General features: G+C 65.8%; 23 protein-coding genes and 2 pseudogenes. 9 read left to right on the top strand and 16 right to left on the bottom strand.

Annotated elements, in window-relative coordinates; translation table 11 throughout:
* Positions 1–36 precede the first annotated feature (36 nt).
* A pseudogene (locus ACLMAJ_RS19105) lies at positions 37–231 on the bottom strand (DUF6764 family protein); the annotation flags it as partial.
* A 219-nt stretch (positions 232–450) separates the two neighbouring features.
* Positions 451–1,074, bottom strand: coding sequence for a carbonic anhydrase (locus ACLMAJ_RS19100; protein WP_412015389.1), 624 nt, complete (start codon positions 1,072–1,074; stop codon positions 451–453).
* Positions 1,075–1,514: 440 nt separating this feature from the next.
* Between ACLMAJ_RS19100 and ACLMAJ_RS19095 the strand changes: the two genes are divergently transcribed.
* Positions 1,515–2,384 carry a MerR family transcriptional regulator gene (locus ACLMAJ_RS19095; protein WP_412015096.1) on the top strand — a complete coding sequence of 290 codons (870 nt, stop codon included), beginning with the start codon at positions 1,515–1,517 and terminating at the stop codon, positions 2,382–2,384.
* A gap of 699 nt (positions 2,385–3,083) precedes the next feature.
* On the opposite strand, the gene ACLMAJ_RS19090 is transcribed toward ACLMAJ_RS19095, so the two are convergent.
* A complete protein-coding gene (locus ACLMAJ_RS19090) occupies positions 3,084–3,875 on the bottom strand; it encodes an SDR family NAD(P)-dependent oxidoreductase (RefSeq protein ID WP_412015095.1) in 792 nt (263 codons plus the stop codon).
* A 137-nt stretch (positions 3,876–4,012) separates the two neighbouring features.
* Here ACLMAJ_RS19090 and ACLMAJ_RS19085 point away from each other — a divergent pair, with 137 nt between their 5' ends.
* A complete protein-coding gene (locus ACLMAJ_RS19085) occupies positions 4,013–4,843 on the top strand; it encodes a GntR family transcriptional regulator (RefSeq protein WP_412015094.1) in 831 nt (276 codons plus the stop codon).
* 77 nt (positions 4,844–4,920) lie between these two features.
* Here the strand turns inward: ACLMAJ_RS19085 and ACLMAJ_RS19080 are convergent, their stop codons facing one another.
* From ACLMAJ_RS19080 to ACLMAJ_RS19025, 12 genes are all read right to left on the bottom strand, one after another.
* A complete protein-coding gene (locus ACLMAJ_RS19080; RefSeq protein ID WP_412015093.1) occupies positions 4,921–6,855 on the bottom strand; it encodes an oxidoreductase in 1,935 nt (644 codons plus the stop codon).
* Positions 6,856–6,938: 83 nt separating this feature from the next.
* On the bottom strand, positions 6,939–7,688 hold the full coding sequence (locus tag ACLMAJ_RS19075; protein WP_412015092.1) for a maleate cis-trans isomerase family protein: 750 nt from the start codon (positions 7,686–7,688) through the stop codon (positions 6,939–6,941).
* Between the two features lie 329 nt (positions 7,689–8,017).
* Positions 8,018–8,272: a hypothetical protein gene (locus tag ACLMAJ_RS19070; RefSeq protein ID WP_412015091.1), complete on the bottom strand. Its 255-nt coding sequence runs from the start codon at positions 8,270–8,272 to the stop codon at positions 8,018–8,020.
* Positions 8,269–9,126 (bottom strand): nitrilase-related carbon-nitrogen hydrolase, encoded by an 858-nt coding sequence (locus ACLMAJ_RS19065; RefSeq protein ID WP_412015090.1) that lies wholly within the window; start codon positions 9,124–9,126, stop codon positions 8,269–8,271. The genes ACLMAJ_RS19070 and ACLMAJ_RS19065 overlap by 4 nt, the downstream gene beginning before the upstream one ends.
* Positions 9,127–9,149: 23 nt before the next feature.
* Positions 9,150–10,283: a DODA-type extradiol aromatic ring-opening family dioxygenase gene (locus tag ACLMAJ_RS19060; RefSeq protein ID WP_412015089.1), complete on the bottom strand. Its 1,134-nt coding sequence runs from the start codon at positions 10,281–10,283 to the stop codon at positions 9,150–9,152.
* Between the two features lie 5 nt (positions 10,284–10,288).
* Positions 10,289–11,305, bottom strand: coding sequence for a 2,5-dihydroxypyridine 5,6-dioxygenase NicX family protein (locus ACLMAJ_RS19055; protein ID WP_412015088.1), 1,017 nt, complete (start codon positions 11,303–11,305; stop codon positions 10,289–10,291).
* 61 nt (positions 11,306–11,366) lie between these two features.
* Positions 11,367–12,140, bottom strand: coding sequence for an SDR family oxidoreductase (locus tag ACLMAJ_RS19050; protein ID WP_412015087.1), 774 nt, complete (start codon positions 12,138–12,140; stop codon positions 11,367–11,369).
* A 68-nt stretch (positions 12,141–12,208) separates the two neighbouring features.
* Positions 12,209–12,406, bottom strand: coding sequence for a ferredoxin (locus ACLMAJ_RS19045; RefSeq protein ID WP_412015086.1), 198 nt, complete (start codon positions 12,404–12,406; stop codon positions 12,209–12,211).
* Entirely contained in the window at positions 12,403–13,656 is a 1,254-nt protein-coding gene (locus ACLMAJ_RS19040; RefSeq protein WP_412015085.1) for an NADH-ubiquinone oxidoreductase-F iron-sulfur binding region domain-containing protein, read from the bottom strand. The genes ACLMAJ_RS19045 and ACLMAJ_RS19040 overlap by 4 nt, the downstream gene beginning before the upstream one ends.
* Entirely contained in the window at positions 13,653–14,306 is a 654-nt protein-coding gene (locus tag ACLMAJ_RS19035) for an isochorismatase family protein (protein WP_412015084.1), read from the bottom strand. Before ACLMAJ_RS19035 ends, ACLMAJ_RS19040 begins: the two co-directional genes overlap by 4 nt.
* On the bottom strand, positions 14,303–15,685 hold the full coding sequence (locus ACLMAJ_RS19030) for an aromatic ring-hydroxylating oxygenase subunit alpha (RefSeq protein WP_412015083.1): 1,383 nt from the start codon (positions 15,683–15,685) through the stop codon (positions 14,303–14,305). Before ACLMAJ_RS19030 ends, ACLMAJ_RS19035 begins: the two co-directional genes overlap by 4 nt.
* 69 nt (positions 15,686–15,754) lie before the next feature.
* Positions 15,755–16,279, bottom strand: a complete 525-nt coding sequence (locus tag ACLMAJ_RS19025; RefSeq protein ID WP_412015082.1) for an aromatic-ring-hydroxylating dioxygenase subunit beta — start codon at positions 16,277–16,279, stop codon at positions 15,755–15,757.
* Between the two features lie 349 nt (positions 16,280–16,628).
* Between ACLMAJ_RS19025 and ACLMAJ_RS19020 the strand changes: the two genes are divergently transcribed.
* On the top strand, positions 16,629–16,868 hold the full coding sequence (locus tag ACLMAJ_RS19020; RefSeq protein WP_412015081.1) for a heavy-metal-associated domain-containing protein: 240 nt from the start codon (positions 16,629–16,631) through the stop codon (positions 16,866–16,868).
* On the opposite strand, the gene ACLMAJ_RS19015 is transcribed toward ACLMAJ_RS19020, so the two are convergent.
* Positions 16,817–17,842 carry an AraC family transcriptional regulator gene (locus tag ACLMAJ_RS19015; protein ID WP_412015080.1) on the bottom strand — a complete coding sequence of 342 codons (1,026 nt, stop codon included), beginning with the start codon at positions 17,840–17,842 and terminating at the stop codon, positions 16,817–16,819. The two genes, ACLMAJ_RS19020 and ACLMAJ_RS19015, sit on opposite strands and share 52 nt — an antisense overlap.
* Before the next feature lie 231 nt (positions 17,843–18,073).
* Between ACLMAJ_RS19015 and ACLMAJ_RS19010 the strand changes: the two genes are divergently transcribed.
* The 6 genes and pseudogenes from ACLMAJ_RS19010 to ACLMAJ_RS18985 all read left to right on the top strand — a co-directional run.
* A complete protein-coding gene (locus tag ACLMAJ_RS19010) occupies positions 18,074–18,736 on the top strand; it encodes a hypothetical protein (protein ID WP_412015078.1) in 663 nt (220 codons plus the stop codon).
* Positions 18,737–19,024: 288 nt separating this feature from the next.
* Positions 19,025–19,927: an NADP-dependent oxidoreductase gene (locus ACLMAJ_RS19005; RefSeq protein WP_412015077.1), complete on the top strand. Its 903-nt coding sequence runs from the start codon at positions 19,025–19,027 to the stop codon at positions 19,925–19,927.
* A gap of 14 nt (positions 19,928–19,941) precedes the next feature.
* Positions 19,942–20,805, top strand: a complete 864-nt coding sequence (locus ACLMAJ_RS19000) for an LLM class F420-dependent oxidoreductase (protein ID WP_412015076.1) — start codon at positions 19,942–19,944, stop codon at positions 20,803–20,805.
* A 501-nt stretch (positions 20,806–21,306) separates the two neighbouring features.
* Entirely contained in the window at positions 21,307–22,704 is a 1,398-nt protein-coding gene (locus tag ACLMAJ_RS18995) for a glycosyltransferase family 2 protein (protein WP_412015075.1), read from the top strand.
* Positions 22,701–23,894 carry a non-hydrolyzing UDP-N-acetylglucosamine 2-epimerase gene (gene wecB, locus ACLMAJ_RS18990; RefSeq protein ID WP_412015074.1) on the top strand — a complete coding sequence of 398 codons (1,194 nt, stop codon included), beginning with the start codon at positions 22,701–22,703 and terminating at the stop codon, positions 23,892–23,894. Before ACLMAJ_RS18995 ends, wecB begins: the two co-directional genes overlap by 4 nt.
* 305 nt (positions 23,895–24,199) lie before the next feature.
* Positions 24,200–24,321 (top strand): annotated as a pseudogene (locus ACLMAJ_RS18985) (Hsp20 family protein); the annotation flags it as partial.

Below are 24,321 nucleotides of genomic sequence, written 5' to 3'. Positions count from 1 at the left end.
CTCGTGACCGTCGCGCACTCGGCACGGTCAGGGCTGTCACCTCATCGACAAGCAGCCCTGCAGGGTTTGGAAGTCGCCAGCGAACCCGATACCGCCAGTGCAGGTGGGTGCGGTTACGCCGGTGACCGAGACGGTGGCACCTGGGCCGGCGAAACCGATCGCTAGGCCGGGACGCACCCCACTGGCGGTCACGTTCGCACCGGGTCCAAGCGCAATGGCGGCAGGGCCCGACAATGAGGTGGAAGTGGACGGAGAAACGATGCAAGAGCGATGCATTCGGCGAGGCGCGGCTGTTGGACCTCGCCGGTGGGCCCACACCAGCCGCGGTCGCTTCCTCGATCGTGGATCTCACCGCCGCGGTGCCCGTACTCACGCGGGCGAACGCGATGAGCGCCGAGCGTCTGCGCGCGGTGGTGCCGACGCTGCGGGATCGACCGGTGGATAGCGCGGCTACTCGAGTTCGCCGATGTTGCCGATCACCCGATTCAGCTTGGCCTTGCCGTCGGCGAGGGCGTAGGTGGCGCAGGCGATAGCGCACTCTCCGGCGACGATGCGGTCTGCGATGATCTGCGAGCGCTGCCGCAGCAACTCCGCGGTCTCGGCCACGTGCCGGGCTTCGAGGTCGTCGACCGAGTCGAGGCCCTCGCGACGGCCGAGCAGGATCGACGGTGACACCCGCTCCACGACGCTGCGGATGAACCCGCCGGGGACCGCTCCGGTATCGAGGGCGTCGATCGTGGCCCGTACCGCGCCGCAGCTGTCGTGTCCGAGCACCACGATCAACGGGGTGCGCAGGACCGCCACGCCGTACTCGATCGATCCGAGCACGCTGGCATCGACCACGTGCCCGGCGGTGCGGACCACGAACATGTCCCCGAGACCTTGATCGAAAATGATCTCAGCGGCCACACGGGAGTCTCCGCACCCGAACAGAATCGCCGACGGGTGCTGCCCCGCGGCCAGTTTCGCCCGATCTGCGGCACCCTGATTGGGATGGCGCAACCGTCCCTCGACGAAGCGGTCGTTACCCTCGCGCAGAGCCTTCCAGGCGGTGATAGGAGTCAATTCGGTCATATGCCCCATTCTGCACACCACCGCGCCCGCCTCGGGCGCGCGGTCGGCGAGCCCAGATGCCGCTGTCCCTGGGCGGCCCGGGCGGATCCAGTCGCACACCCGCCAGGCCGCGCCAGACCTGACCTGACCAACCGCGTCCTGCAACCGCACCCCGCGCACCGGCGGCGTCCGCACTTGTCCCACGCCGAGTCCTTGCGCCGGTCACCGGAACCCTATCGGCGCTACCGCAGATAATTTGCGGAGTCACCTCGCCGGAGCGGGGCATCTCGCCAGCTCACTCCTGAGCGTGACTTCCTCGTCACTGGCCCCGCATCGGCCGTAATGGCCGGGCCCAACCCGAGAAGGCGAGCCGGTGGCGCACCCACGGTCTGTGGCGGAGTTAACCTAATCTCGGTGCCGCCGGTCTCGTCGGGTGGCGCACGCCCGAAAGGAGATCCTCGGTGACCGCAGCCCAGGAACAGGAGGCGTATCCCGTCCGGGTGGTGGCCGAACAGCTCGGGATGCCGGTCGCGACTCTGCGCAGCTGGAACCAGCGCTACGGAATCGGCCCGCAGCAGCATCGGTCCGGACGGCACCGGCTGTATTTGCGCGCGGATATCGAGATTGCCGCGCAGATGCTCGCGCTGGTGCGTTCCGGTGTCACCCCGGCGAGTGCGGCCCGCGCGGTCAACCCGGTTCGCGCGGTCACCCGGCCGGCCGACTGTATCGACACACTGCTGGATGCCGCATTCCACCTGGACTCGACGCGGGTTATCGACGTGCTGGAATCGCAGCTGCTCGAGCATGGTGTGGTCGACACCTGGGAAGATTTGTGCCGCCCTGCGTTTGCCGACATCGTGACCCGCCAAGGGTGTGGTGAAGGCTGTATCGATGTCGAACACCTGCTCTCCTGGGCGATCATCAATACCCTGCACAGAGTCTCGCCCGCACCGCACCGGGTTGCCCACGGTGCGGTAGTCCTCGCGTGTGCGCCCGGCGAATTCCATTCCCTCCCGATAGAAGTTCTGCGCGCCGCGCTCGCGGAAACCGGTGTCCACGCCGACATGTTCGGCGCATCACTTCCCGCCGCGGCACTGTCGGATGCCCTGGCCCGGCTCAGCCGCCGCAGCACGGCCGTGGTCTGGTCACATAGCCCCGAAACCGCCGACCGCGAGCTGCTCGCCATAGCGAGCACCGCCCAGGTCTGTCCAGCCGGCCCAGGGTGGATCGCATCCGACCTACCACCTGGCACCCGCTTGTTGCGAACCCTTCCCGAGGCATTGTCCGAACTACATGGCGACTCGGATGGCCGACAGAGCGGGGATGATTGAGCCTGCGCCGTCGAATTCCATTGCCCCCCTCCGGCTGAGGCGTCGCAGCGTTCGCTAGAACCCCGGCCGGTAAGACGAACGGTGGCTTCGGGACTGGCGCGACAACAGCGATCTCGCCGATGCCTGCGAACACGCAGACCGTGTTACTGCGAATTGAGGTGACCGAAGTGGCCGCGCATGGCATCGATGACAGTGACCAGGACGCGGTGGGCGGCATGAAGGTCCTGGTCGGGTGGTTCGGCCATCGCCGAGCGGGTGCGTTGTCCCAATGGTAGGACTGGACTCGTAAGAAGCGGCTCAGTCTGATAACCACAGCTCTGCTCCTATTCCCCATCGGACCGCATCGGCTGCTGGTTCCGCCGTCAACATTGAGATAGCCGCCAACTGTCTCCCTTCGAACTCGCCTGTGCCGCCGAGGTTTTCGGCACCATCCGGCCGGACGTGCCCGCCCACTACGACTTTCGGATCTGCGCCGAGTACCCCGGGCCGCTGCAGACCACCGTCGGCTACGCGATGCTCGTCGACGCGGGGCTGTCGGGCCTGTCCGGATCTGCCAAAGGATTTGGGGATTCGCCGCGTGACATATGACCGCCGCCGTGCGCTCCAGCTCAGTTCGCCGCAATTTCGAAGCGAAACCGATCGTTGAACTCCTACGCCTCGATTCTCGCCTCGATCGGCGATAACCGTTCCGCGCGCCCCCTATACCCGCCCTCCGGGTCGGGCGATGCCCCGCACAGAAAGGCCGCTGTCGGCCGTGACCACCGACCCGGTCATCGCAGCGGCTTCGGTACGCGAGGCGAGCAGCGTGAAGATTCCACTGTAAGCATCAGTCGGCGGAATCGCTTGTAGCGGTAACCTTTCCCGCGTTCCGTCCAATACCGAATCGGCGGTGGTCTGCCCCAGCGCGACCGTTCCACGCAGCCGGGTCGGCGCCACCCCCGGCGCCACCCCGTTGACCCGCACATCGGGAGCGAGCTCGTACGCGAGTTGCCGCACCAGACCGTGCACCGCATGTTTGGAGGCTGTGTAGAGGACGCCACCGCCGGCTGTGTTGCTGCCGGCGAACGAGCCGGTGATGATCACGCTACCGCGAGATTCGAGGAGGGAGTCCAGTGCGGCCCGCACGCCCAGCAGCGGCGCCAGGACGTTGACGCCGAACAGTTCGCCGAACGCAGTGGGTAGCCGCTCGCCGGGGATATCCTCGAGCGGACGGGCAGCGTCGGTGATACCGGCGTTGGCGACGAAGACGTCGAGCCGTCCCCACGTGGTGAGTGCCGCATCGACGGCGGCAGTGTTTCCCTCCCATGTCGCGATATCGGCCACCAGCGGACGGACCGCTGGTCCCAGCTCGCTCGCCAATTCGAGCACCCGCTCCGAGATATCGACCGCTACGACACATGCTCCCTCGGCGACGTATCGTTCGACGACCGCGCGGCCGATCCCCGCTCCCGCGCCGGTGAATACGACGATCTGTCCATCCAGTGCACCCATGACGGGGTCCTCTCCATACTGCCGAAGGTGTTGCCCAGGCAACACATCTCACTATTTGTACACATTATTGGATACAGTCATCCCACCGCACGTCACGGTTACGCGGTGCACCGGACCATGACCTTAGGATGACGCTGATGACCACCCCTGCCCGACGAACACGCGCCGGCACCACCGTCGACGCGCTGTACCGGACGCTGCGGGAGCGCATCGTCACCGGCGCCTACTCCCCCGGACAACGGATGTCGCAGGAGCAACTGGCCGCCGAACTCGACGTGAGCCGTACCCCGCTGCGCGAGGCGCTGCAACGACTCGAAGCGGACAGTCTGGTGGTGGCCCATGCCAATCGAGGCATGTACGTCGCACCCCTGGTGAACTCCGAGACCGAGCAGAGCTATGCGCTGCGCCTGCTGGTGGAACCGCCGACGGTCGGCGCGATCATCGATTCGCTGCGCGAAACCGATATCGAGGATATGCGGACCCATCTCGAGGCCATGCGGCAACATCGCGCCCACAGCCGACGGTTCCAGGAAGCGCACCAGCGCTTTCACGATGTCGTCCTGGACCGCTACCCCTCGAACTTCGCCGACCTCACCCGCATGTTGCACACCACGATCTACCGGCATCAGAGGGTGTATCTCTCGCATGCCCGCACCCCGGACGATTTCATCGAGAGCGACCAGTACTTTCTCGACGCCATCAGCCGGCGCAACGCGGCCTCGGCGCGACGGATCATGGAATTCCACCTGATCGATGCAGCGCTCGGTCTCGTGCTCGACGCCGACCCGGACCACTGTTTCGACTCCCTGCTGGTTGCCATGCGCGGTCGCGAGATCGTCATCGAGCACGATGAACAGGGGCATATCGAGCGGCCGGCACCCATCTACTGGATTGATTCCGATCCAGTACTCCCGGACTTCACGACCTCCAATCTGGCTTTGCTCGCCCCTCCGGCACGATCGTCCTAGCCGGTGCGCGGACCCGCCGCCACACCTCGTCCGCGCACCCGGTGTTCCGGGCTGCACGCATCGGGACGGACGGGCCATCAGATCAACCGCGCGGTGAAGAACGCCGTGTGGACGGCGTCGTACACCCGTCCAGGCCGCAAGGCGGAACCGATGATGTGCACATCGACACCCGCAGCGATCAAAGCATCGGCGAGTTCACGCGGCGCCGCCGTGCGGCCGAGTGCCAGGACCACGGTATCGGCGGCAACGATCTCCGTAGCACCGCCGGCGACCACCGCAACTCCCTCGGGCGTCACTGCGGTGGCCCGGGCACCGGTGCGTACCCGGACGCCCGCCCGGTCCATGAACTGCGGCAGTTTCATCACGTCGTAGACCACCTCGTCCCCGGTGAGCAGCGAATCCCGTTGCTCCACCACGGTCACCACCGTGTCGCCCATCTCCGCGATGCGCAGCGAGGTCTCGCAGCCCTGCAGCCCACCGCCGATCACGACGATCCGGCCGGACAACGGCGCTTGCGCGCGCACCTGCGCGGCGTGGGTCACCGGAATCGGCCCGCTGATCGGGAAATCGGGTTCGCGCAGGGGAGCACCGGTGGCAAGAACCACCGTATCCACCCCGCTCGCTACGAGATCCACCGCCGTGGCCCACGCACGCACCACATCAATATCGCGCCGTTCGACCTCGTGCACGAGATGCTCGGCCAGCGCCGCGATGTCCTGTTTCACGGTGGACCCGCGCGCATGCGCGAGCATCCCGCCGAGTTCACCGGCTTCGAACAACCGCACCCGATGACCGCGGTCACTGAGCAGGGCGGCATTGCGCAGCCCGGCCGGACCACCACCGACAACGACCACGTCCTTTCCCACGGTAGCGGGGACGAGCGGGAACCGACCTTCTTCGGCCACGGTCGGGTTGACGGAACAACCGACGGACCGGCCCTTGTCCACGCCACGGTGCAGACAGCCGTCGTTGCAGCGGATACAGGGCACGATCTCGAGCGGGCGGTTCTCTGCGGCTTTGCGCGTCCAGTCGGGGTCGGCCAGCATGGCGCGTCCCAGGGAGACGAATTCGGCCGAGCCCGATTCGATGATCTCGTTCGCGACCTCGGGTGACACCAGCGAGCCCGAACCGATCACCGGAATCGAGACTTCGGTGCGGAACTTCTCCCACCCCCAGCGGTGCGGAGCCCGGGAATTGAACCAGGGGCTGACCTCCCATTCCATGGTGGCGTGGTGGCCACCCGAGGCGTGCAGGACATCGACGCCGTGCTCTTCGAGCAGCCGGCACAGCCGCACGGTCTCCTCGATCGGAATGCCGTCCGGTTCGTAGTCGGTGACCGACAGGCGCACACTCAGCGGAAACTCCCGCGGGACGGCTGCGCGGATCGCGTCGATGATCCGGATGAGTATCCGCGAGCGGTTCTCGAAACTGCCGCCGTATTCATCGGTCCGTGAATTCGTGTGCGGCGATAGGAAATTGGTGATCAGGTACCCGTGGCCGGCGTGCACCTCGACCAGATCGAAGCGGGCCTTCCACGCACGCAGTGCCGCGGCGCCGAAGGCAGCCACGATCTCGTCGATCTCCGCGACCGTCACAGGCTGCGGTATCACCCCGGCCACTGCCTCGACATAGTCCCAGGAACTGTCCGAGGCGGATTTGATCGGGGCTGTGCCGAGGAATTTCTGCCGGCCCCCGTGGGCGAGCTGCAGGCCGATCTTCGCGCCGGTCGCGTGTACCTCGTCGACGAGCCAGCCCCATCCGGCGATGTGCTCATGGCGGCTCATCCCCGGCTGATTGTGGATCGCCTTGCTGGCGTCGTCGTCGACGTAGGTGTACTCGGTCATGATCAGGCCGACACCACCTTCGCCGAACCGCCGGTAGTGGTCGACGGTGCGGCGGCTGATCGTGCCGTCCATATTGGCCGTGGCACTGCTGTTCGGCGATTTCACCACGCGATTGCGCAGCTCGAGCGTGCCGATCCGGCCGGGCTGGAACAAGGCGTCGTAGCTCATGGAGATCTCGATTCGTGTCTGGGCTGTAGGGAGATTCGAGAAGCGTGCTGGGGAGGTTCGGGGGGCGGCCCGGCTCGGAGCCGCTACGGGGCGAGCAGCGCGCCGGCCCGCGGAACGACCGGGTCGAGGCCGAGGCAACGCAGCAACCGCCAGGTGGTGGCCGCGGCAGCCGATAACACGGGGATGTCGAACTGCTTCTGCAGCGCGTCCAGAACCGGCAGCGACGGCATCTGGACGCAGGCACTGATGACCAGTACGTCCGCACCGGCGGTATCGACGCGCCGGGCATGTTCGAGCAGGTTCTGCGGATCGAGGCGACCCACCGCCAGATTGTCGGGGACCTCCAGGCTGAGCGAATCCACCACGTGGAATCCCTCGTACTCGATGTAATCGCACACGGTCGCGGTGAGCGGCTTCATGTACGGGGTCACCACCGAGATCTTCTGAGCGTTCAGATGGGCGAGTGCCTCGGTCAGGGCACCGGCCGAGGAGAGCACCGGGATGGGCGCGCCGCTCTCCGCTTCCGCTACTCCCGCCAGTTTCCGTTCGGATACCGCGTGATAGCCGCGGCTCTGCGCCATGATGGCCACCAGGCACGCGTAGGCCATGACATCAACCCGGGCGTCGGCGAGTTCCGCGGCGCAGCGTAGCGAATCGGCGTCCATCCGAGTCAGCTGCTCCGGGGTCACATGCTGCATCCGCATCCGCGAGGAGTGGAAGGTGAACTGCTCCTCGGGGCGGATCTCGGCCCGGGCCCGCAACATCGCGGGGATCTCGGTCTCCATGGTGGTGTTGGAACTGGGCACGATCATGCCGACCCGGTGGTTCGTCATCGTCGGTCTTCTTTCGTTCGGGTTCGGAAGGAACCGGGCCCGCAGGGGCCACGGATAGGTCAGTGGGAACATCTGGCGGGATGCTGCGGAGTGTGAATATGTCTCGGCCACGGGCTGATCGGCCTTGGTCGGGCCCAGCACCACGTCGATGGTCCGGAAGGCCGTTCGGAGCGCTCCGGTCGGCCGGGGTGATAGTCGGCAACCGGACCGATACGCCAGAATCTGCCGGTCGGTCACGTGGTCGTGCGCGGGCCTGCGACGCCGTGGGCCGGTCACGCCGCCGCACCCGTTACCATCAGAATTCCACCGAATACTTTTGGCGGAGAACGCTACTCGTCCGCCGCACCCAGCCCGACGGCGATCATCCGGGTGAAGAACTCCGGGGCCTGTCCGGCGATCGCCTCGAGGGCCATGGCATCCAGCAGGATGCGCTGTCCGGTACGCGGAACGACGATCTCCAGGCGTTCGCCGTTACGAGTCCACACCTTGCGGAACTGCACGCCGGTGAATTCGTTGCCCACCCCGGACCATTCACCGGCCTGCACCACACCGGTGGGGAGATCGGATGTTGTCGGCTCGGTCATCGGGTTCCTTCTGGTATCCGGGTCGCGGTGGTCACTACCCGTGGGTCAGCGCCGTATTCCTCGGCAGCGCGCCGCCCGGCGAGTACCGGGAGGGCGGCGCGCGCGCTGGTCACCGCGTCCAGGTCTAGATCGAGGACCCGCACCGCCTCCGGCTCTTCGCCGAGATCGACGAGGACCTCGCCCCAGGGGGAGACCGCGAGCGCGTGACCGTAGGTCGCGAAGGCGTCGGTGTACTCCGCGGTCGGCGAATGCACCGTCGCCGGAGCCACGACGTACGCCAGATTCTCGATGGCTCGGGCACGCAGCAGCGTATGCCAGTGCGCAGCACCCGTGGACTGCACAAATGCCGCCGGAACCAGCAGTACTTCGGCGCCGGCCGTGGCCAGTGCCCGGAACAACTCCGGGAACCGGACGTCGTAGCATATGGTCAGGCCGATCCGGACCCCGTCGAGGTCGATCACCACGGGCCCGGCGCCGGGGCGTTCGACCGACGACGCCTCGAAGGACTGCCCGCCGATCGTGGCATCGAACAGGTGCATCTTGTCGTAGCGTCCGGCGATCGTCCCGGCCGCATCGATCACCAGTGCCGAGTTGAAGGTGCCGGCGGCGGTGCGGTTCTTCATCCCGCCCAGTACCACCGCCACCTCGTGTGCGGCGGCGGCACGGCACAGTTCCCGCACCTCGTCGGCGTCCTCGTGCAACGCCGCCGCCCGCATCTGCGTGTTGGTGCCGAGCATGAGGCCGTTCTCGGGCAGTACCACCAGGTCCGCGCTGTCCGCGGCGGCCGCGGCGATCAACCGGAGGGCGGTGGTCAGGTTGGCGGCGATATCGGCGGTCGCGTGCCACTGCGTCACACCGATCCGCAGCCTCCGCCCGGTCACGACGCGCCCGCGCCGACTGCGGCCGACCGCTCGGCCCGGGCGCGGGCTAGGTCCATGGCGACCACGGTCCAGCCACCGCCGGAGGCCTCCATGGGCTCGTAGGTGTACACGTCGCCGTGCACACCAGGCCCGATCAGGCCGAGCATGATCATCCAGTTCTGGATCTCGTACTGGCCGTGCGCGAGCAAGGGGTAGGGCTCGAGCGAACACAGGTCCAGGCCGCGTCCGGTCTCCAGGAGTTTCAGGATGTAGGTGTCGAACTCGACGTCGACGCCACCGAAGTGACCGGGATCCAACCAGTGCGAGAGGCCGCCGGTGGCCAGGAAGGCCACTTTCAACCCGGACTCGGCTACCACACCCCGCAGTGCCTCACCGAAACGCCGCGCGTTGAACGGTGAGAAGCTGCGGTGCGGTTGGGTGATGATCGGAATCACCGGCAGGTCCGGACGCGGTAGCAGCAGTCGCAACGGCACGATCAGACCGTGATCCAGATCCACCCGATCAGCTTCCTCGACCTCGAGTCCCGCGCCACGTACCGCCGCCGCCAGTTCGCGCGCGAAGTCCGGCCGACCGGTGAGGGACAGATCCAGGTCTCCGCGTTTGAAGAACTCCATCGAACCCAAATGCCCGGCCCCGGTGCCGATTACGGTGTGCCCGGTCGCGAAACTCTGGAAATGACAGTCCGCGGTGACCAGGATGACATCAGGGTCGGCGGCGGCGATATCGCGCTTCAACCGGTCATAGCCGTCCAGCAGCCGGGCCACCGCGTCCGGGGGATCGATCTCCGGGCGGGCCAGCAGGTCCGGAACGTGCGAGCAGCCACCCGCGAAGACCACCCCCGTCGGCACATCGGGGTTCGGCAGCGGCTGGCTGTCGTCGACGAGAAATCCGCCCTGGCTGGCGGCGTCACCGAGATCGTCGTTGAACCAGCGGCTCACCAGAATGGTCAAACCGTCGTTGAGCCCGATGGCGCGCAGCCGATCCCGGTTCCCGGACAGGATCGTTTCGGCCCATTCCTGGTCGACACCCACCAGTTCCGGTGCCCGCGACGATTGCGCCTTCACCTGCTCGAGCAGTTCGGGATCGCGGGCCATGGCCAGGATGGCCTGTTCGATAGCGTTCTTGTCCACAGCACTCACTCCTCGACGACCAGGGCACCGTCACGGACCACCGCTTCGCCGTCGATCTCCACGGTGCAGCCACGCATGGGCACATCGAGATGGGCGGGGGTCTCGCGGTCGGCGAAACGGTTGGATCCGGTGGACCACATGAAATTACCTGCGGTGGAACGTAGTTCCTGACCGTAGAGGGATCGCGGGTCGTAGACATCGAAGGCCGACCAGCGCGCGTGCGGCAGCAGGCCCCAGCCCATATGGCTGGTTGCCCAGACCTCGCCGTCGTTCCAGGCCTCGAAGTAGTCGTTGAGCACATGGGCGTCGATGCCCGTGCCGGAGATCTTCTTGATGTAGCCCTTCTCCACCTCGATTATCACGGGGTCCTGGACATAACGCTGCCACGGGATCAACGCATCTCCCGGCTGGAGAACGATCCGGCCCTCGGCCGTGCGGTCGTTGGGGAAACAGGCCACGAAACCGGAGGGCCAGTGATCCCACCGTCCCGGTTCGTCGACATAACCCCACTGGTGGGTGATCGGCAGATCCGCACCGGAGATATCGGCGGTCAGCTCGGTACCAGCCGCGCTGGTCACGCGCAGGGTGCTACCGGCGCGCAGTTTCCGGCCCCCGGCCTCGACCACCACACGCAGGTCGGTATCGCCCATCAGCCGTTCCAGTACATCGTTGGGCTCGGCGACGAACAGCATCCGCTTGCCGTTGCCTGTGATCCGGGTGCGTACATCGGAGTGGATCAGGCCGCCGACGGTGACGTCCACGACGAAATCGCATTCGCCGGCCGCCGCCAGCAACGGCGCGACCTCGCGGCCGTCCGGCTGGTACGGCGGCAGCATCGGGTTGGACAGGCTGGATGCGTGCAGCACCAGCACTCCCGCGCCGAGCTGCCGGGCGGCGGCCACCGCGGACTCGACGTATTCGGTCTTCTGGCCGAGCTCGGCAATCACCGCAACTGTCTCGCCCTCGGTGAGTTTGCACAGCCTGAACTGCTCGACGAAGTTCTCGGTCAAGGTCTTGGGCATGGGGTACTTTCCTCTCCACTATTGTTCTGTCACCGGGCAATACCGCCGGTGTCCGGTGCGGTCAGTGCCCCGCGCGCAAAGCACCGCCGTCCACCGGGACAGAAGCCCCGGTGATGAACGAGGCACGCGGGGATGCCAGGAAGGCGACGGCGTCGGCGATCTCCGTGGCCTCCGCCCACCGGCCCACCGGGATATCGGCCACCACCCGGGCGATCTCCTCGTCGACGGTGGTGCCGTTGGCACCGGATTTCATCTCGACGATCCCGTACATGCGGGCGGTGCCGGTGGCGCCGGGCATCACCTGGTTGACCCGCACTCCAGCGGGCGCGAGCTCGGTGGCGAGCGTCTTGGCGAATGCCGAAGCGGCCGAACGGTACGACGCGGACAGCACACCCCCGGCAGCCGGTTGCCGGACCCATGTCGACGAGAGCAGGATGATCGAACCCGCACCCTTGTCCCGCATCGTCCGTCCGGCCGCACCGGCCAGCTGGACCACCGGCCGCAACAGCATGTCGTGCGCCACGCACCAGTCGTCCCAGCCGACGTCGAGCACCGGTAGGATCCGGGGCCCTGGAGTGTTGATTACCAGCACATCCAGTGCCCCGAAACGCGCGACCACCGTGTCGACCAGTTCGGCCGTGGCGGCCACATCGCTCAGGTCGTGGCCGAGGGGCACGATCGAACCAGGGCCGATCGTCTCGGGGTCCCCACCGGCCGACCGTGACGCCGCGATCACCGTCATCCCTTCGGCCGCGAGCCGCTCGGCGGTTGCCCGGCCGATACCGCGTGACGCGGCCGTCACCAGGGCTACCCCCTTTTCCAGTCCCAGATACACAATCTCTCCTTCAGCTGCTCGAATATCGCGCCGCCGGATGTCTGTACGGCGCGGCCCCCGGCTATGGGTCAGATCTCGCGGATCGCGTTCTCCGCGCAGAGCGAGATCACCCGGCGCACTATCGACTCGTCCGACGCGGGGACGGTGCCGTCCCCGGCAACGGAGGCGTAGCCCCAGTCGTCGGACCGGAATACGCTGGGGCACATGTCCAGACAGGTGCCGTACCCGTCGCATTTGGTGTTGTCCACGATCACCCGCATGCTCATCGCTCCTTCTGTGTCTCGCGGCGCGCGAGTTCTTCGGCACCGGTCCGCGCCAGTGCCGCGGCGCCGTCGATGAACCCGCACACACCCCTGCCGGACAAGGTCGAACCCCACCGGGTCAGATCCGCCAGATGGCGTCCCGGGTCCTCGCCGCGCAGCACCTGCCGGAAGGCGCGGGCGATCGCCTTGGTGCCGCTGAAGCACGACCCGCATTGCAGAGCGCTCTCGGCCTGGAACCAGCCGCTGAGTTCGCCCGCCACGGCGACCAGGTCGTCCTCCGGTCCGAGCACGGTGACCGCCGCGCAACCCAACCCCGTCCCCGCCGTGCGCATAGCGTCGTAGCAGCACGCCAGCCCGCCGAGATCGCCCACCGAGATCCCGTTGAACCAGCCGCCGAGCAGGGCACCAGTCATCGAGCCCCGGCCGCCACCGGCCGCCCGCATCAGCTCGGACACCGGCGCACCGAGCGACATCTCGTAGACCCCCGGTTCGGCGATCTGACCGGTGATTGTGAACAGCGCGGTACCTCGGGAGGAAGCGCTTCCTACACTGGCGAATTCGGCGGCGCCGTACCGGCGGATCAAGGCCGCGTGGGCAAAGGTCTCGACATTGCTCACCAGGGTCGGTAGACCCCGCACACCCACTTCGAAGGGGCGGGGTGGTTTGCTGACCGGCTTCGCCGGTCCACCGTTGATCGAGCGGACCACCGCCGATTCCTCGCCCGCCACATAGCCGGGCGGTGCCTCGTGCACCCGCAGCGTGACGCCGTCCGGAACCAGCCCGGCGGAGCTGACTTCCGCGACCGCGCGCCGCACCGAAGTAAGCACCGCGGGGTCCGACGCGTACACGACGGCCTCGCTCGAACCGGTCACGGCCGCGGCCGACAAAAGGCCGTCGAGAACCAGATGAGGGCGGCGGGTGAGCAGCCACGCGTCTTTCCCCGACGCGGGCTCCCCCTCGTGACCGTTGGCGACCACGACACTGTCCCGTGCCGACGCCACCGCCGACCACTTGCGATGCGCCGGAAATCCCGCCCCGCCGCGTCCGCGCAGCCCCGATGCCGCCAATTCCGCCAGGAATTCCGCGGGGTCGACCGGCGGCCCGAAGAAGCCGAGGCCGAGTTCGCGCTCGAGTCCCCAGTCCGCGGATTCGACACCGGGTACGACCAGCCGTGGTGGGGAGGCGCCGACCACCCGGGCCGGCGTGTCCTGCGCGGGCGCGCGATAGAGCGCCGATCGGAGAGCAGCGGTCATGACAGTCCCTCGGTGATCATGTAGGCGGCGTCCAGTGAGATCACTTCGCCGTATTTGGCCTCGATATCCAGCAGTGCGGCGCGATGCGGTCCGTCCTCCCGGTCGCCCACACAGTCGCGGACCACAAAAGCCGGCAGATCCGCCGCGCAGGCGTCCACCACCGTGGCGCGCACACAGCCGGAGGTGGTCGCACCGGCGATCAGAACGGTGTCGATCCCGGCAGCGGCGAGCCGCGCCGCGAGATCGGTGTGGGCGAACGCGGAGGCGGTGTGTTTCACCACCAGCGGGTCGCCCGGACGCATTCCGAGGCGGTGATCGATGTCCGCACTGCGGTCCCCGGCCCGAAGACCCGTCATCGCCGGCATCTTGCGCAACCAGGTGCGGGCGATACCGTCACCGTCGACCGGGAAGGCGATGGTGGTGAAGTACACCGGCACGCTGTGGCCGCGAGCGGTGGCCACCAGATCCCGTGTAGCGACGACCACTTCGTCGAGATCGAAACCGGGACCGTACTGCGCTTCGGTGAACCCGTATTGCAGATCCACCACCAGCACCGCCGGACGGACTCCGGGAATGAGGCTGCCGAGCAGGCCCCCGTCCCGGTAGCGCGATCGGATGTCCGCGTCCGCGGCGGTCTCCGCCCGGCTCAAAACGTGTGCTCCGGCCACTGCCCCGGCTCGGCCCGCATCAGATCCGCGTAGTACGCGTACATATTCCGCTGGACCCCTTCTTCGTAGCGGGTCCAGAACACCTTGCCCGGCCCCGGCCAGTCCTGCACCGGATGCGCCATGCCGATCCCGGGCATGCCCATCTGGTAGTTCAGCTCGAAATCCAGTAGTTCGGCCGCGACCGATCTGCCGGTCCGTCCCACGGTGATCCAGGGTTCGGTGTCGTCCATCTCGAATGCGCCACCGAGGGAGAAGGTCCCGAGGCCGGCGCGATACGCGCGGTCTTTCTGTTCGGGCGTCATGTTCTTGTAGCCGAGGAACCAATTCCACATCTCGACCTGCCCGGGCCCCTTGGGCTGCCAGCAGCGCACGGTCAGCACTCCGGTGGGCGGATGGTTGGCACCGTCCTCGGTCATCGGCAGGGCGAGGATGGAAAAGTTCGGAAACGCATTGCCGACGATCACCCGTGAACGCCGCGCGACTTCCAGTTGATGCGCCGAGATATTGGCGGTGTCGAAATTCGCGGCGAGACTTTCCGGGAATCCGAAGAATTTCGGCCCCGGCTCGTCGGCGTCTTCGGCCATCGAGAACGATAGCGAATGGCCGGGTGACGCTTGGATGTGGTACCCCATCATGTTCTCGCTGAAGGGGATCGGGAATGCGCCGATCGCGTACACCGATTTGTGCAATGTGCCGAGGTGATAGTCGTCGCCAGAGAAATTGTCCGCACCGGATTTCCAGTTCGCATCCAGCACGAAACGCTGTGGTTTACCCAGTACCTCGACACCGTCACGATCCAGGCCGAACAGCAGGTCCAGATACCAGGCCATACCGCCGAGGTACTCACGCAACGGGGGCGCGGTCGCATCGAGCGTTGCGAATATCAGACCGTGGAAGGACTCCACCTGCGCCGCTTTGGCCAGCCCGTTGTCCTCTTTGCTCATATTGCCGAACGCGTTCTTCCACAGAGGTGCGCCGACCAGACTGCCATCCGACGAGTAGGTCCACCCGTGGTAGGGACAGCGGAAATGGGAGGTGTTACCGGAGTCCGCCCGGCAGATCTGGACCCCGCGGTGTTTGCACGCGTCGAAAAGGACATGGATCCGGCCGTTCTCGTCGCGAGTCACGACGAACGAGTCCTCGCCGATCCGGCGGACTACGTAGTCACCGTTCGCCTCGATCTCGGATTCGTGCGCCATGAAGACCCAGGCGCGACCGAACACTTTGCGCAATTCCGCTCGATGGACATCTTCGTTTCCGAAGATGCTCGACGGAATCCGCCCTTCGGGCAGTCCGCTTTCGATCCGATCCATCAGGGTCCGGACTTGTGGCGAGAGCGAGGGTTCCCGTATCGCGGTCATAGGTGTGCTCCTGGCTGAAATGGGGTGATTTCGAGCCGAATCGAGTGAGTGGGGCTCAGTCGTGCGGGCTCAGAAGAAAAGAGAGAGATTATGGGTGCCGATCACGGTGAGATCGAGATAGACCACGCGCTGAAGCAACTTCAGCCGGCCGTCCTCGCGCCGTAGTACATCCCGGCGTTCACCGGAGAGCATCTGCGGATTCGTCTGGTCCTGCCGGGTGCGGTAGATCAGAATATTGCTCCGGGCGTCGAGCAGATCCTCGTCACCGTGCTCCCGCACCCGAATATTGGTGACGAAGTGACGGACGCGGGAAGGCGGATCCTCCGCCCAGGCATATAGCGTCTCGCCGCGCGCGACCCGGGATTCCAGTGAGCCGAGGTTCTCGTTCAGGTGGAAAGTATTGGCCGAGAATCCGAACCCGCGCGCGCGTTCGACCGTTTCGCGGACCGGAACCTGGTACACGATCTCCCGGCTGACGAGTTCGGTCAGCCACTGACGTTCCTTCAAGTCGTCGAGCAACTCCGCCTCGTAGAGCATGAAGTCCACGACCTCCGCGTACCGCGGATCGTTCGACGCGAGCCGGTGCTGCGTCACCGTCTGATGCTGGATCATTCCATCCTCTCAAAGTGTATACACTTTTGGATCCAGATTCAGTGTGTACCAGCCCGAGGCCGAACGCAAGAGGCAATAGCAACCGGTTACCTCGGCGAAACATCGCCGCATCGATCGCCCCGTTCCGCAGGCACGGTCACGAGGCGTCTTCACACTGCTGGAGGGCGGCTTCTGCCGGATGCCACTTACCCATGGCCACGGACGCACGGGACCGCGCCCACTCAGCAGTGGCCCTACCGCGGCCCGGCGATCATGATCCCGGATGTACCCGTGGACCCTTACTCGATCACAGGAGACGACATGAGCACCTCGATCATCACCCGTCGCGGGAATGACCTGCGGCGGTTGCGCTTCCAAGGTCGGGGCCCAGGTCGGTGCGCTTGACGGTGTTACCGGTGTCGACGCGATCCGGCCACTGGTCGAGTCACCGTCGAATCAGCGAATGCCCTCGACCCCGACACCATCAGGCGTGAAGACATCCCGGCTCGATACTGGACGAAGGCGCAGTTTCGCGCGTGGCTACCCGGAGAGCTGCACGTCGGTCAGCCCACTGCGGGACGCGCGCCGGTAACTGCCCGGCGCGACACCGTATTCGCGTTTGAATGCCTTCGCGAACGCGAATTCCGAGCTGTACCCGGCTCGTTCGGCCACGGTCGCCAGCGGGGCATCGGTTTCGCGCAGCATCCTGCCCGCCGCGGTCATTCGCCAACTGGTGAGATAACCGAGCGGCGGCTCCCCCAGCACGGCGGTGAACCGCTTGGCGAATGCTGCGCGCGACAGACCGGACGCTCGACTGAGTTCCTCGACGGTCCACGGATGGCCAGGGTCGGCATGGATGGCGCGCAGCGCGGGCGCGATGACGGGGTCGGTGACCGCTGCCGCCCATCCTTTCGCGCGATCCGCCGTCATGCCCTGATACCAGGCTCGCATGATCAGCAGTAGGAGCAAGTCGATCAGGGCCGCGACGATGCTGTCGCTGCCGGGGCCCGGATTGTCCATCTCGCTGGTCAGCTGGCCGACTGCGATACGGAGTGCGGGCTGCTGGCTCGCGGCAGGCAGATGGATCACCTCGGGCATCCCCGCCATCAGCGGATGCTGCCGGGTTATGTCGAGTTTGTAGGCGCCGCAAGCGAGGACGGTTCGTTCGCCCGGCCCGTCTTTGTACAGACCGCAACCGAGGACGGGCTGATCCCCTTGCGCTTCGACGGCCACTCGGCGGTCTACCGTCTTGCCGTCGATCAGCAACTGACGGATGTAGGAGCCGTGGTCGACCCGATCCTGGGTGAAGACGTCCGGAGCCAGGACCTGGTCGCTGCACAGCGTATGTCCGCTGCCCTGTCGCAGGAACACGGTGTCGCCGGTATCGAGCCGGACCGAGGCGCCGCCGTCGGGCGGGACGAGCAAGCAGCTGCCGTGCAGGACCACATGGAAACTGGCACCGGAGACAGCGGGGAATCGCATGCTCCACGGCGCGCGGGCGTCGGTGCGGGTGAACACCGGTGTACCGGTTCGCAGCGCAGTGAGGGCGTCGCTGAATACATCCACTCGCTACCTCACCGCAACCTGAAAAGACGTTTGGACAGAAATGCGAGCGTATCAGCCATTCAATCGCGGTCCCGGCGAACCTAACGTTGCTCGCGTTCCAGTAGAGGACGGAAGGTGCGAGGTCGATGGGCACAATTACCACAGCTCAGAGCATGCGGCAAGGTCGAGCGACGCTGACTCCCGACGGGGGTCTTTCCCGCGGAATCGTGGCCGCCGATGTGGTGGTGGGCCATGGTGGATGAGCCGATCGCGCCAGTGTTGATGAACGCCTTGGTAACCGAGCATTTCGTGCTGCAATCCGCCGCCAGCACAACTGTCAGCGAGGCTTTGGGGCGCGCCACACTGTATCTATCGTCGCTGTCGAGTTCGCTGGTGGCCATGGGATTTGCTGCCCAGTCACCCGATATCTTTCCCGCGTTTGCGGCCGCGGTGATTCCGGTGCTCCTTCTGCTAGGCGTGCTCACCGTCGTTCGGCTGGTCGACACCGGAATTCAGAACGTCACCTATTTGGCGGGCATAGCTCGGATCAGGGCTCGCTACCGAACCCTTTCGCCGGAGGCGGCCCAGTTCTTCCAGTCCTGGGGCGATGCGGAGGACGAAACCGGACAAGCTCTGGCGTCATTGGCGGTGACGAGAAGCCCGTTGGTCGGTCTGTTCACCATCGCCAGCACGATCGCTTCGATCAACAGCGTGGTGGCGGGAGCCGGAATTGTCTTGCTGCTGGTGAGACTGTTCGGTATTGATCTCACAGTGGCTGTTCCCGTCGCGGTGGTGCTGTCCACTGTGCTCATAGGCGTCTTCTACCGGTATCAGGACCGCCGCTACCGGGCCGCAGACAGGTTGCGAGGCCCCGATCGCGAGCGGGTTGCGATGCGAAAGGGAATATCCAGATGACACGAATGCCGCCGTAGTGGTCGAACTGCGGCAGATCGGCACACACACCATCATCGAGCTGGCCGAACTGTTCAACGTCCCCCGGCCCACCGTCTATCGAGTCCTCGACCGAGCTTTGGGAAATCGTGCCCGATTGCTCGGTCGATATGCCCCGCCTGGATCTGGGACAAAACGAAAGATATTGGAGGTATTGGGAATGAATCGCTTGTTACGGAGGAACAGTTGATCGGGACTATGATGCGCGCTGCTGTGATTGATCGTTTCGGGCTGCCAGAGGTCCTTCACATCGTGGAATTGCCGGTTCCCCATGTGTCGGCGGGCGAGGTGATCGTGCGGGTGCACGCCGCTGGGGTCAACGCGATCGACTGGTTGAGCCGCAACGGCCAAGGTCCGGGCGGCGCCGATTTTCCGGTCGTTCTCGGGTGGGATGTGTCGGGCACGATCGCAGCTGTCGGCGACGGGGTGACCGGTTTGGTCGAGGGCGACGAGGTATTCGGCATGCTTCGCTTCCCGGCCTTGGCGGGCGGTTATGCCGAGTACGTCGCGGCCCCGCCCGACCAGCTGATCATCAAGCCGGACAACGTCGATCACCAATCCGCCGCAGGTGCACCCATGGCCGGGATCACCGCGTGGCAAGCCTTGTTCCGTCAAGCTGGCGTAGAAGCCGGCCAACGGGTGTTGGTGCACGGTGCCGCGGGCGGGGTCGGTCATGTGGCGGTGCAGCTCGCGAAGCTCGCGGGGGCGGAAGTGATCGGTACCGCCTCCGCGCGCAATCACGACTTCCTCACCGGCCTGGGGGCCGACCGGGTGATCGACTACACCGACCAAAAGATCCGTGACGAGGTGTCCGACGTTGATGTGGTCATAGAGCCGAGGGGAGGTGCGGACTTCCTCGACTTGATCGAAGTTGTTCGTCCTGGCGGCGTCATCGTGACTCTCAAAGGGGAGCGACCGGAGTACCGCGATCGCCTGGCCGCGCGAGGCGTGCGAGCCGGATACGTATACGTCAGCCCGGACCGTGAGGCGCTCAGCGAGATCGCCCGCTATCTGGGAGACGGCACGCTGAGGATCGAAATTGACCGGACGTTTCCGCTGGTGGAGGTCGCGACCGCACACGCGATCGGTGAGGCGGGCCATGTGCGGGGACGAATTGTGCTCGACCTGATGATGGAAGAAGAGCCGACCACGTGATTCCGTTGACACCAATGCGTTTCGGTGCGGTGTTCCCGCACAACGAGATCGGCGCGGATCCCGGTGCCGTGCGAGCGTGGGCGCAGGGCGTCGAGGAACTGGGCTATCACCACATCATGGCCTTCGATCACGTACTCGGGGCCGGAACAACCAACCGGCCGGGCTGGCGTGGCTACACCAGCGAGCATCGGTTCCACGAAGTCTTCGTGCTCTTCGGGTATTTGGCCGGTGTCACCACGACGATCGAATTGGTGACCGGTGTCCTGGTGTTGCCGCAACGGCAGACCGCGCTCGTCGCCAAACAGGCCGCCGAGGTCGACGTACTCAGTGGCGGTCGACTTCGCTTGGGCGTCGGACTCGGCTGGAACCACGTGGAGTACGAAGCACTCGGTCAGCCGTTCTCGCACCGAGGCGCGAAACTCGGCGAACAGGTGGAACTGCTGCGTGCGCTTTGGGCACAGCCGACGGTCAGCTATGCGGGGCGGTGGGACAAGGTGGTCGACGCCGGGATCGAACCGCGGCCGACCCGCGGCGGGATTCCGGTGTGGTTCGGCGGACACGTGGAGGCGACCCTACGCCGAACCGGTCGAATAGGGGATGGTTGGCTGCCGCACATCGCTCCGGACGCCACGGCCGAGGCGATGGTCGAGCGAATGCGCGCCTACGCGCTCGAAGCCGGACGGGCTCCCGGTGACATCGGGCTGCAACCACGACTCACCCTCGCCACCACGCCCGCAGACGCACGAATCGAGTACGTGAACGATTGGCGCGCATTGGGTGCGACTCACTTCGACATCGACGCATTGGGGCTCGGGGCGTCGTCGGTGGATGAACATCTATCGGTACTCGAGGAAACTCTCGAAGCGCTAGTGCCATAATCGCTGTCGGCGTCCACCGTGACTGGAGCCCTCTGAGTCTGGTCCGGCGGTTGGGAGAATTCCGATGTACCAGAATGTGTGCGACGCGCACATGCCGATGTGTAGCAGCGGAACTGTGGGTGATTCCCACGTGGTAATACGACAACAGCGTCAGGTGGTTGCACGGACGATGGCCAGACAGTAAGCGGCGCAGGCGTCACCAGGCAAGACCTGACATCAACCCTCCTCGGTAAATGGCTTGCGGTCGGCCCAGTGGTCAATCAGGCAAACAAAAAACGGCGACCTTCGCCTCTGCCTGACTGAAACCGAAAACGTAGTCGAGTTGGGCACCCGAAGCGTGGTTTTCTGGATAATTTCGGCGACTCGCGCGGTAGATGTTTGCGCAGGTAGGGCGAGTGCGCAACGATTTGTTCATCGCCTACGAAACAGCCCCATCGAATTTCGACGTCCGCGCTGTTCTGTCGCGGGCTGATTTGCCGAATGCGCGACGAAAGGTATTTTGTGACCTCGTTCGATGCCGTTGTCCGAAGTATCGCCGTTGTCATATTCTTCATCACCATGGCCTATAACGGGCCGCTCATCCTCATGGGCGTCCTGTTCGCGCGCCGCGCCGATGGATCGCTGGGTAAGCAACTCGCGTTGCGAGAGGGGTCGCCCATTGTGGTTCCGGCCGGCTGGAGCGTGTTCGTCCTGATCCCCTGTTTGAATGAAGCGAAGGTCATCGAGAACACGGTGCGTTGTCTGCTCGACGGGCAGCCCGGAGTTCGAATAGTCGTCATCGATGACGGCAGCGATGACCACACCGCCGATCTTGCCGAGGCCGCGGGGTCGGGTTCCGTCGCAGTCGTGCGGCGGTCGCTGCCGCAGGCGCGGCGCGGCAAGGGGGCCGCTCTCAACGCGGGTCTGCGCTACATACGCGGCCGCGCCGAAACCGAGGGCCTGGACCGGGGACGGGTGCTGGTGTGCGTGCTCGACGGCGACGGCCAGATGACGCCGGGTGCGGTGGCCTGCACCGCGGAACTCTTCGAACAGCCGCAGGTCGGTGGCGCCCAGTTGGCGGTGCGGATTCGTGGCCGCGACACCGTGGCGCTGCGATTCCAGGACATCGAATTCTGGGCACTCAGCGCGCTCAGCCAATTCGGCAGGGTCGCCATGGGAGCGGTGAGCATGGGCGGCAACGGTCAGTTCACCCGCTTGTCCGCGCTCGACGAGGTCGGAGAGCGGCCGTGGTCGGACTCGCTGACCGAGGATCTGGATCTGGGCATCAGTCTGGCGGTCGCGGGGTGGACGGTCAGCTCCACCATGGGCGCCTTCGTATCTCAGCAGGGACTGAACGACGCTCGTCGCCTGCTACGTCAGCGCACCCGCTGGTTTCAAGGGCATATGAGCGCCATGGCACGCCTGCCCGAACTGTGGTCCACGTCCGGGATCAAGCTCACGGTCCGAGCGGAACTCACCGGATATCTATTCATGCCGTACCTGATCACCTTGCCCTGGTCGATCATCCAGCAGTATCTGCTCCTTCGCTTGGCGTGCGGACACAACCCGGGGCAGTTCGGTCTCGCGACCGGCCCGGTGTGGCAGCAAATACTGAGTGGTGTGGGGTTGTATGCGCTGACTTTCGGCTGCTTCGTGGTCTGGGCCGTGCTGTACTGGCGGCGCACCGGTGATCAGCCGCTATGGAAATCGGTCGCCTATCTCCACGCCCAACCCCTGTGGATGTACGTCGCCTTCATCGCGGCCTGGCGAGCAGTGTGGCGCATCCTCAGCCGACGCCGGGGCTGGACCAAGACCGAACGTGTCGAAGAAGGCCCCGTCACCGTCACCACCTCGACATACATGAATTCGTCTGCCGGATATTCGCGTTCGATCGAGACCGCACCCGCGGCGGACCTGTGACCGCGGAACTGCTCGGTCCCCCGATACACGCGATGCTCGTTCTCGGCACCCGGCCCGAGGCGATCAAGCTGGCTCCGGTCGTGCGGGCGATGAACGCCTCCGCGCTGTTCGAACCACTGGTGGTCACGACCGGCCAGCATCGCGAGATGCTGCACCAGATGCTCGATCTGTTCCAGGCATGCGACCGCATCGAACTCGATGTGATGCGCGAGCGCCAGCAACTATCTGCTCTGACCGCCCGGTTGATCGATGGTCTCGGCGAGGTGATCCGCGAGCAACAGCCCGATCTCGTTGTCGTCCAGGGCGATACGACGACAGCGCTGGCCGGCGCCCTGGCCGCCTTCTACGAGCGTGTTCCAGTCGCACATGTGGAGGCCGGCTTGCGCACCGGCATGCCGAACAACCCTTTTCCCGAGGAGATCAACCGCAGGCTCATCGCTAGGGTCGCACGCTGGCACTTCGCCCCCACCGCCCGCGCTGCCGAACATCTGCAGGCCGAGGGCGTAGCGGAGTCGACGATATTCACCACCGGCAATACCGTCATCGACAATCTGCTCTGGGTCCTGTCCCAGGGTGCGGGGCGCAACCACTTCGGCACCGACCTGCGCCACATCCTGCTCACCCTGCACCGCAGAGAAAACCAGGGCGACACAATGTGCCACATGGGCAGCGCTATCCGGCGGCTCGCCGATCGCGGCGATGTCGAGATCGTGGTGCCGCTGCACAAAAGCCCCGCCGTCCGAGAGGCACTACTGCCCGAACTGACCGATCACCCCAACATCCGGGTCGTCGAGCCCCTTGACTATATGGACTTCTCCGCCACCCTCGCCGCCTGTGACCTCGTGTTGACCGACTCGGGCGGCATCCAGGAGGAGGCGCCCGCCCTCGGCAAACCGACCCTGGTCTTGCGGACTACCACCGAGCGTCCTGAGGCCGTGGAGGTCGGCGCGGCAAAGTTGGTTGGCATCGAGCCCGACGCGATCGTGGACGCGGCAGCCGCCCTACTGGACGACCACGCAGCGTACAAGCGAATGGCTAACGCGGGCAACCCTTTCGGGGACGGCCACGCCGGCGACCGCATCGTGGCCCAACTGGCCGCGGACTTCGGACCCGCACCGGTGAAAGCTAGAGTGATCCCCGATCCGGCGCTCACCCGCCGGCAGCACCGAACCACCCCGGTAGGTGGTTGAGCAGACGACTCGCACCAGCCGACAGCGAGCCAGGCCAGCCCTCCGCACATGCCGAAGTGTCGACGGCCGCGAGGCATCAGTATCGCTGGCCGGTATGCGCGGTAGCCGATTTCCCCTACGTTGGGAGCCTGCGGGTGACATGACGTTCCGCTGCGTGGTCTACAAGGCTTCCCGACGCACGCAATGCCGAATTAGGTGCTCGTGACACCCACTGACGGGCCCAGTCCTGATATTCCACAGAATCGCCAGCAGCCCACGCATTCAGCCAGTCAGCAGAGCACCACGACTCTTGACCTGATGAACGCCTGATCGCCGCGGAACGTTCTCGCGGGATGTTCAGCCGCCAGCTATTTCTCGGTGAGGGCCTCGACACCGACCACATTCGCGCCGACTACACCGATGGTGTGCTGCGCCTGGCGATCCCGGT

Origin of the sequence: Nocardia arseniciresistens (assembly GCF_046764875.1) — a bacterium.
GTDB lineage: Bacteria > Actinomycetota > Actinomycetes > Mycobacteriales > Mycobacteriaceae > Nocardia > Nocardia arseniciresistens.
The sequence above is the reverse complement of the archived record's forward strand: the minus strand, read 5'-3'. Positions and strand labels throughout refer to the sequence as shown.

What these genes read in the sequence shown, in the direction of transcription:
- ACLMAJ_RS19100 (WP_412015389.1), bottom strand. Translation starts at nt 1,074, where the DNA reads ATGACCGAATTGACTCCTATCACCGCCTGGAAGGCTCTGCGCGAGGGT.
- ACLMAJ_RS19090 (WP_412015095.1), bottom strand. Translation starts at nt 3,875, where the DNA reads ATGGGTGCACTGGATGGACAGATCGTCGTATTCACCGGCGCGGGAGCG.
- ACLMAJ_RS19085 (WP_412015094.1), top strand. Translation starts at nt 4,013, where the DNA reads ATGACCACCCCTGCCCGACGAACACGCGCCGGCACCACCGTCGACGCG.
- ACLMAJ_RS19080 (WP_412015093.1), bottom strand. Translation starts at nt 6,855, where the DNA reads ATGAGCTACGACGCCTTGTTCCAGCCCGGCCGGATCGGCACGCTCGAG.
- ACLMAJ_RS19075 (WP_412015092.1), bottom strand. Translation starts at nt 7,688, where the DNA reads ATGACGAACCACCGGGTCGGCATGATCGTGCCCAGTTCCAACACCACC.
- ACLMAJ_RS19070 (WP_412015091.1), bottom strand. Translation starts at nt 8,272, where the DNA reads ATGACCGAGCCGACAACATCCGATCTCCCCACCGGTGTGGTGCAGGCC.
- ACLMAJ_RS19055 (WP_412015088.1), bottom strand. Translation starts at nt 11,305, where the DNA reads ATGCCCAAGACCTTGACCGAGAACTTCGTCGAGCAGTTCAGGCTGTGC.
- ACLMAJ_RS19045 (WP_412015086.1), bottom strand. Translation starts at nt 12,406, where the DNA reads ATGAGCATGCGGGTGATCGTGGACAACACCAAATGCGACGGGTACGGC.
- ACLMAJ_RS19040 (WP_412015085.1), bottom strand. Translation starts at nt 13,656, where the DNA reads ATGACCGCTGCTCTCCGATCGGCGCTCTATCGCGCGCCCGCGCAGGAC.
- ACLMAJ_RS19030 (WP_412015083.1), bottom strand. Translation starts at nt 15,685, where the DNA reads ATGACCGCGATACGGGAACCCTCGCTCTCGCCACAAGTCCGGACCCTG.
- ACLMAJ_RS19020 (WP_412015081.1), top strand. Translation starts at nt 16,629, where the DNA reads ATGACCTGCGGCGGTTGCGCTTCCAAGGTCGGGGCCCAGGTCGGTGCG.
- ACLMAJ_RS19010 (WP_412015078.1), top strand. Translation starts at nt 18,074, where the DNA reads ATGGTGGATGAGCCGATCGCGCCAGTGTTGATGAACGCCTTGGTAACC.
- ACLMAJ_RS19000 (WP_412015076.1), top strand. Translation starts at nt 19,942, where the DNA reads ATGCGTTTCGGTGCGGTGTTCCCGCACAACGAGATCGGCGCGGATCCC.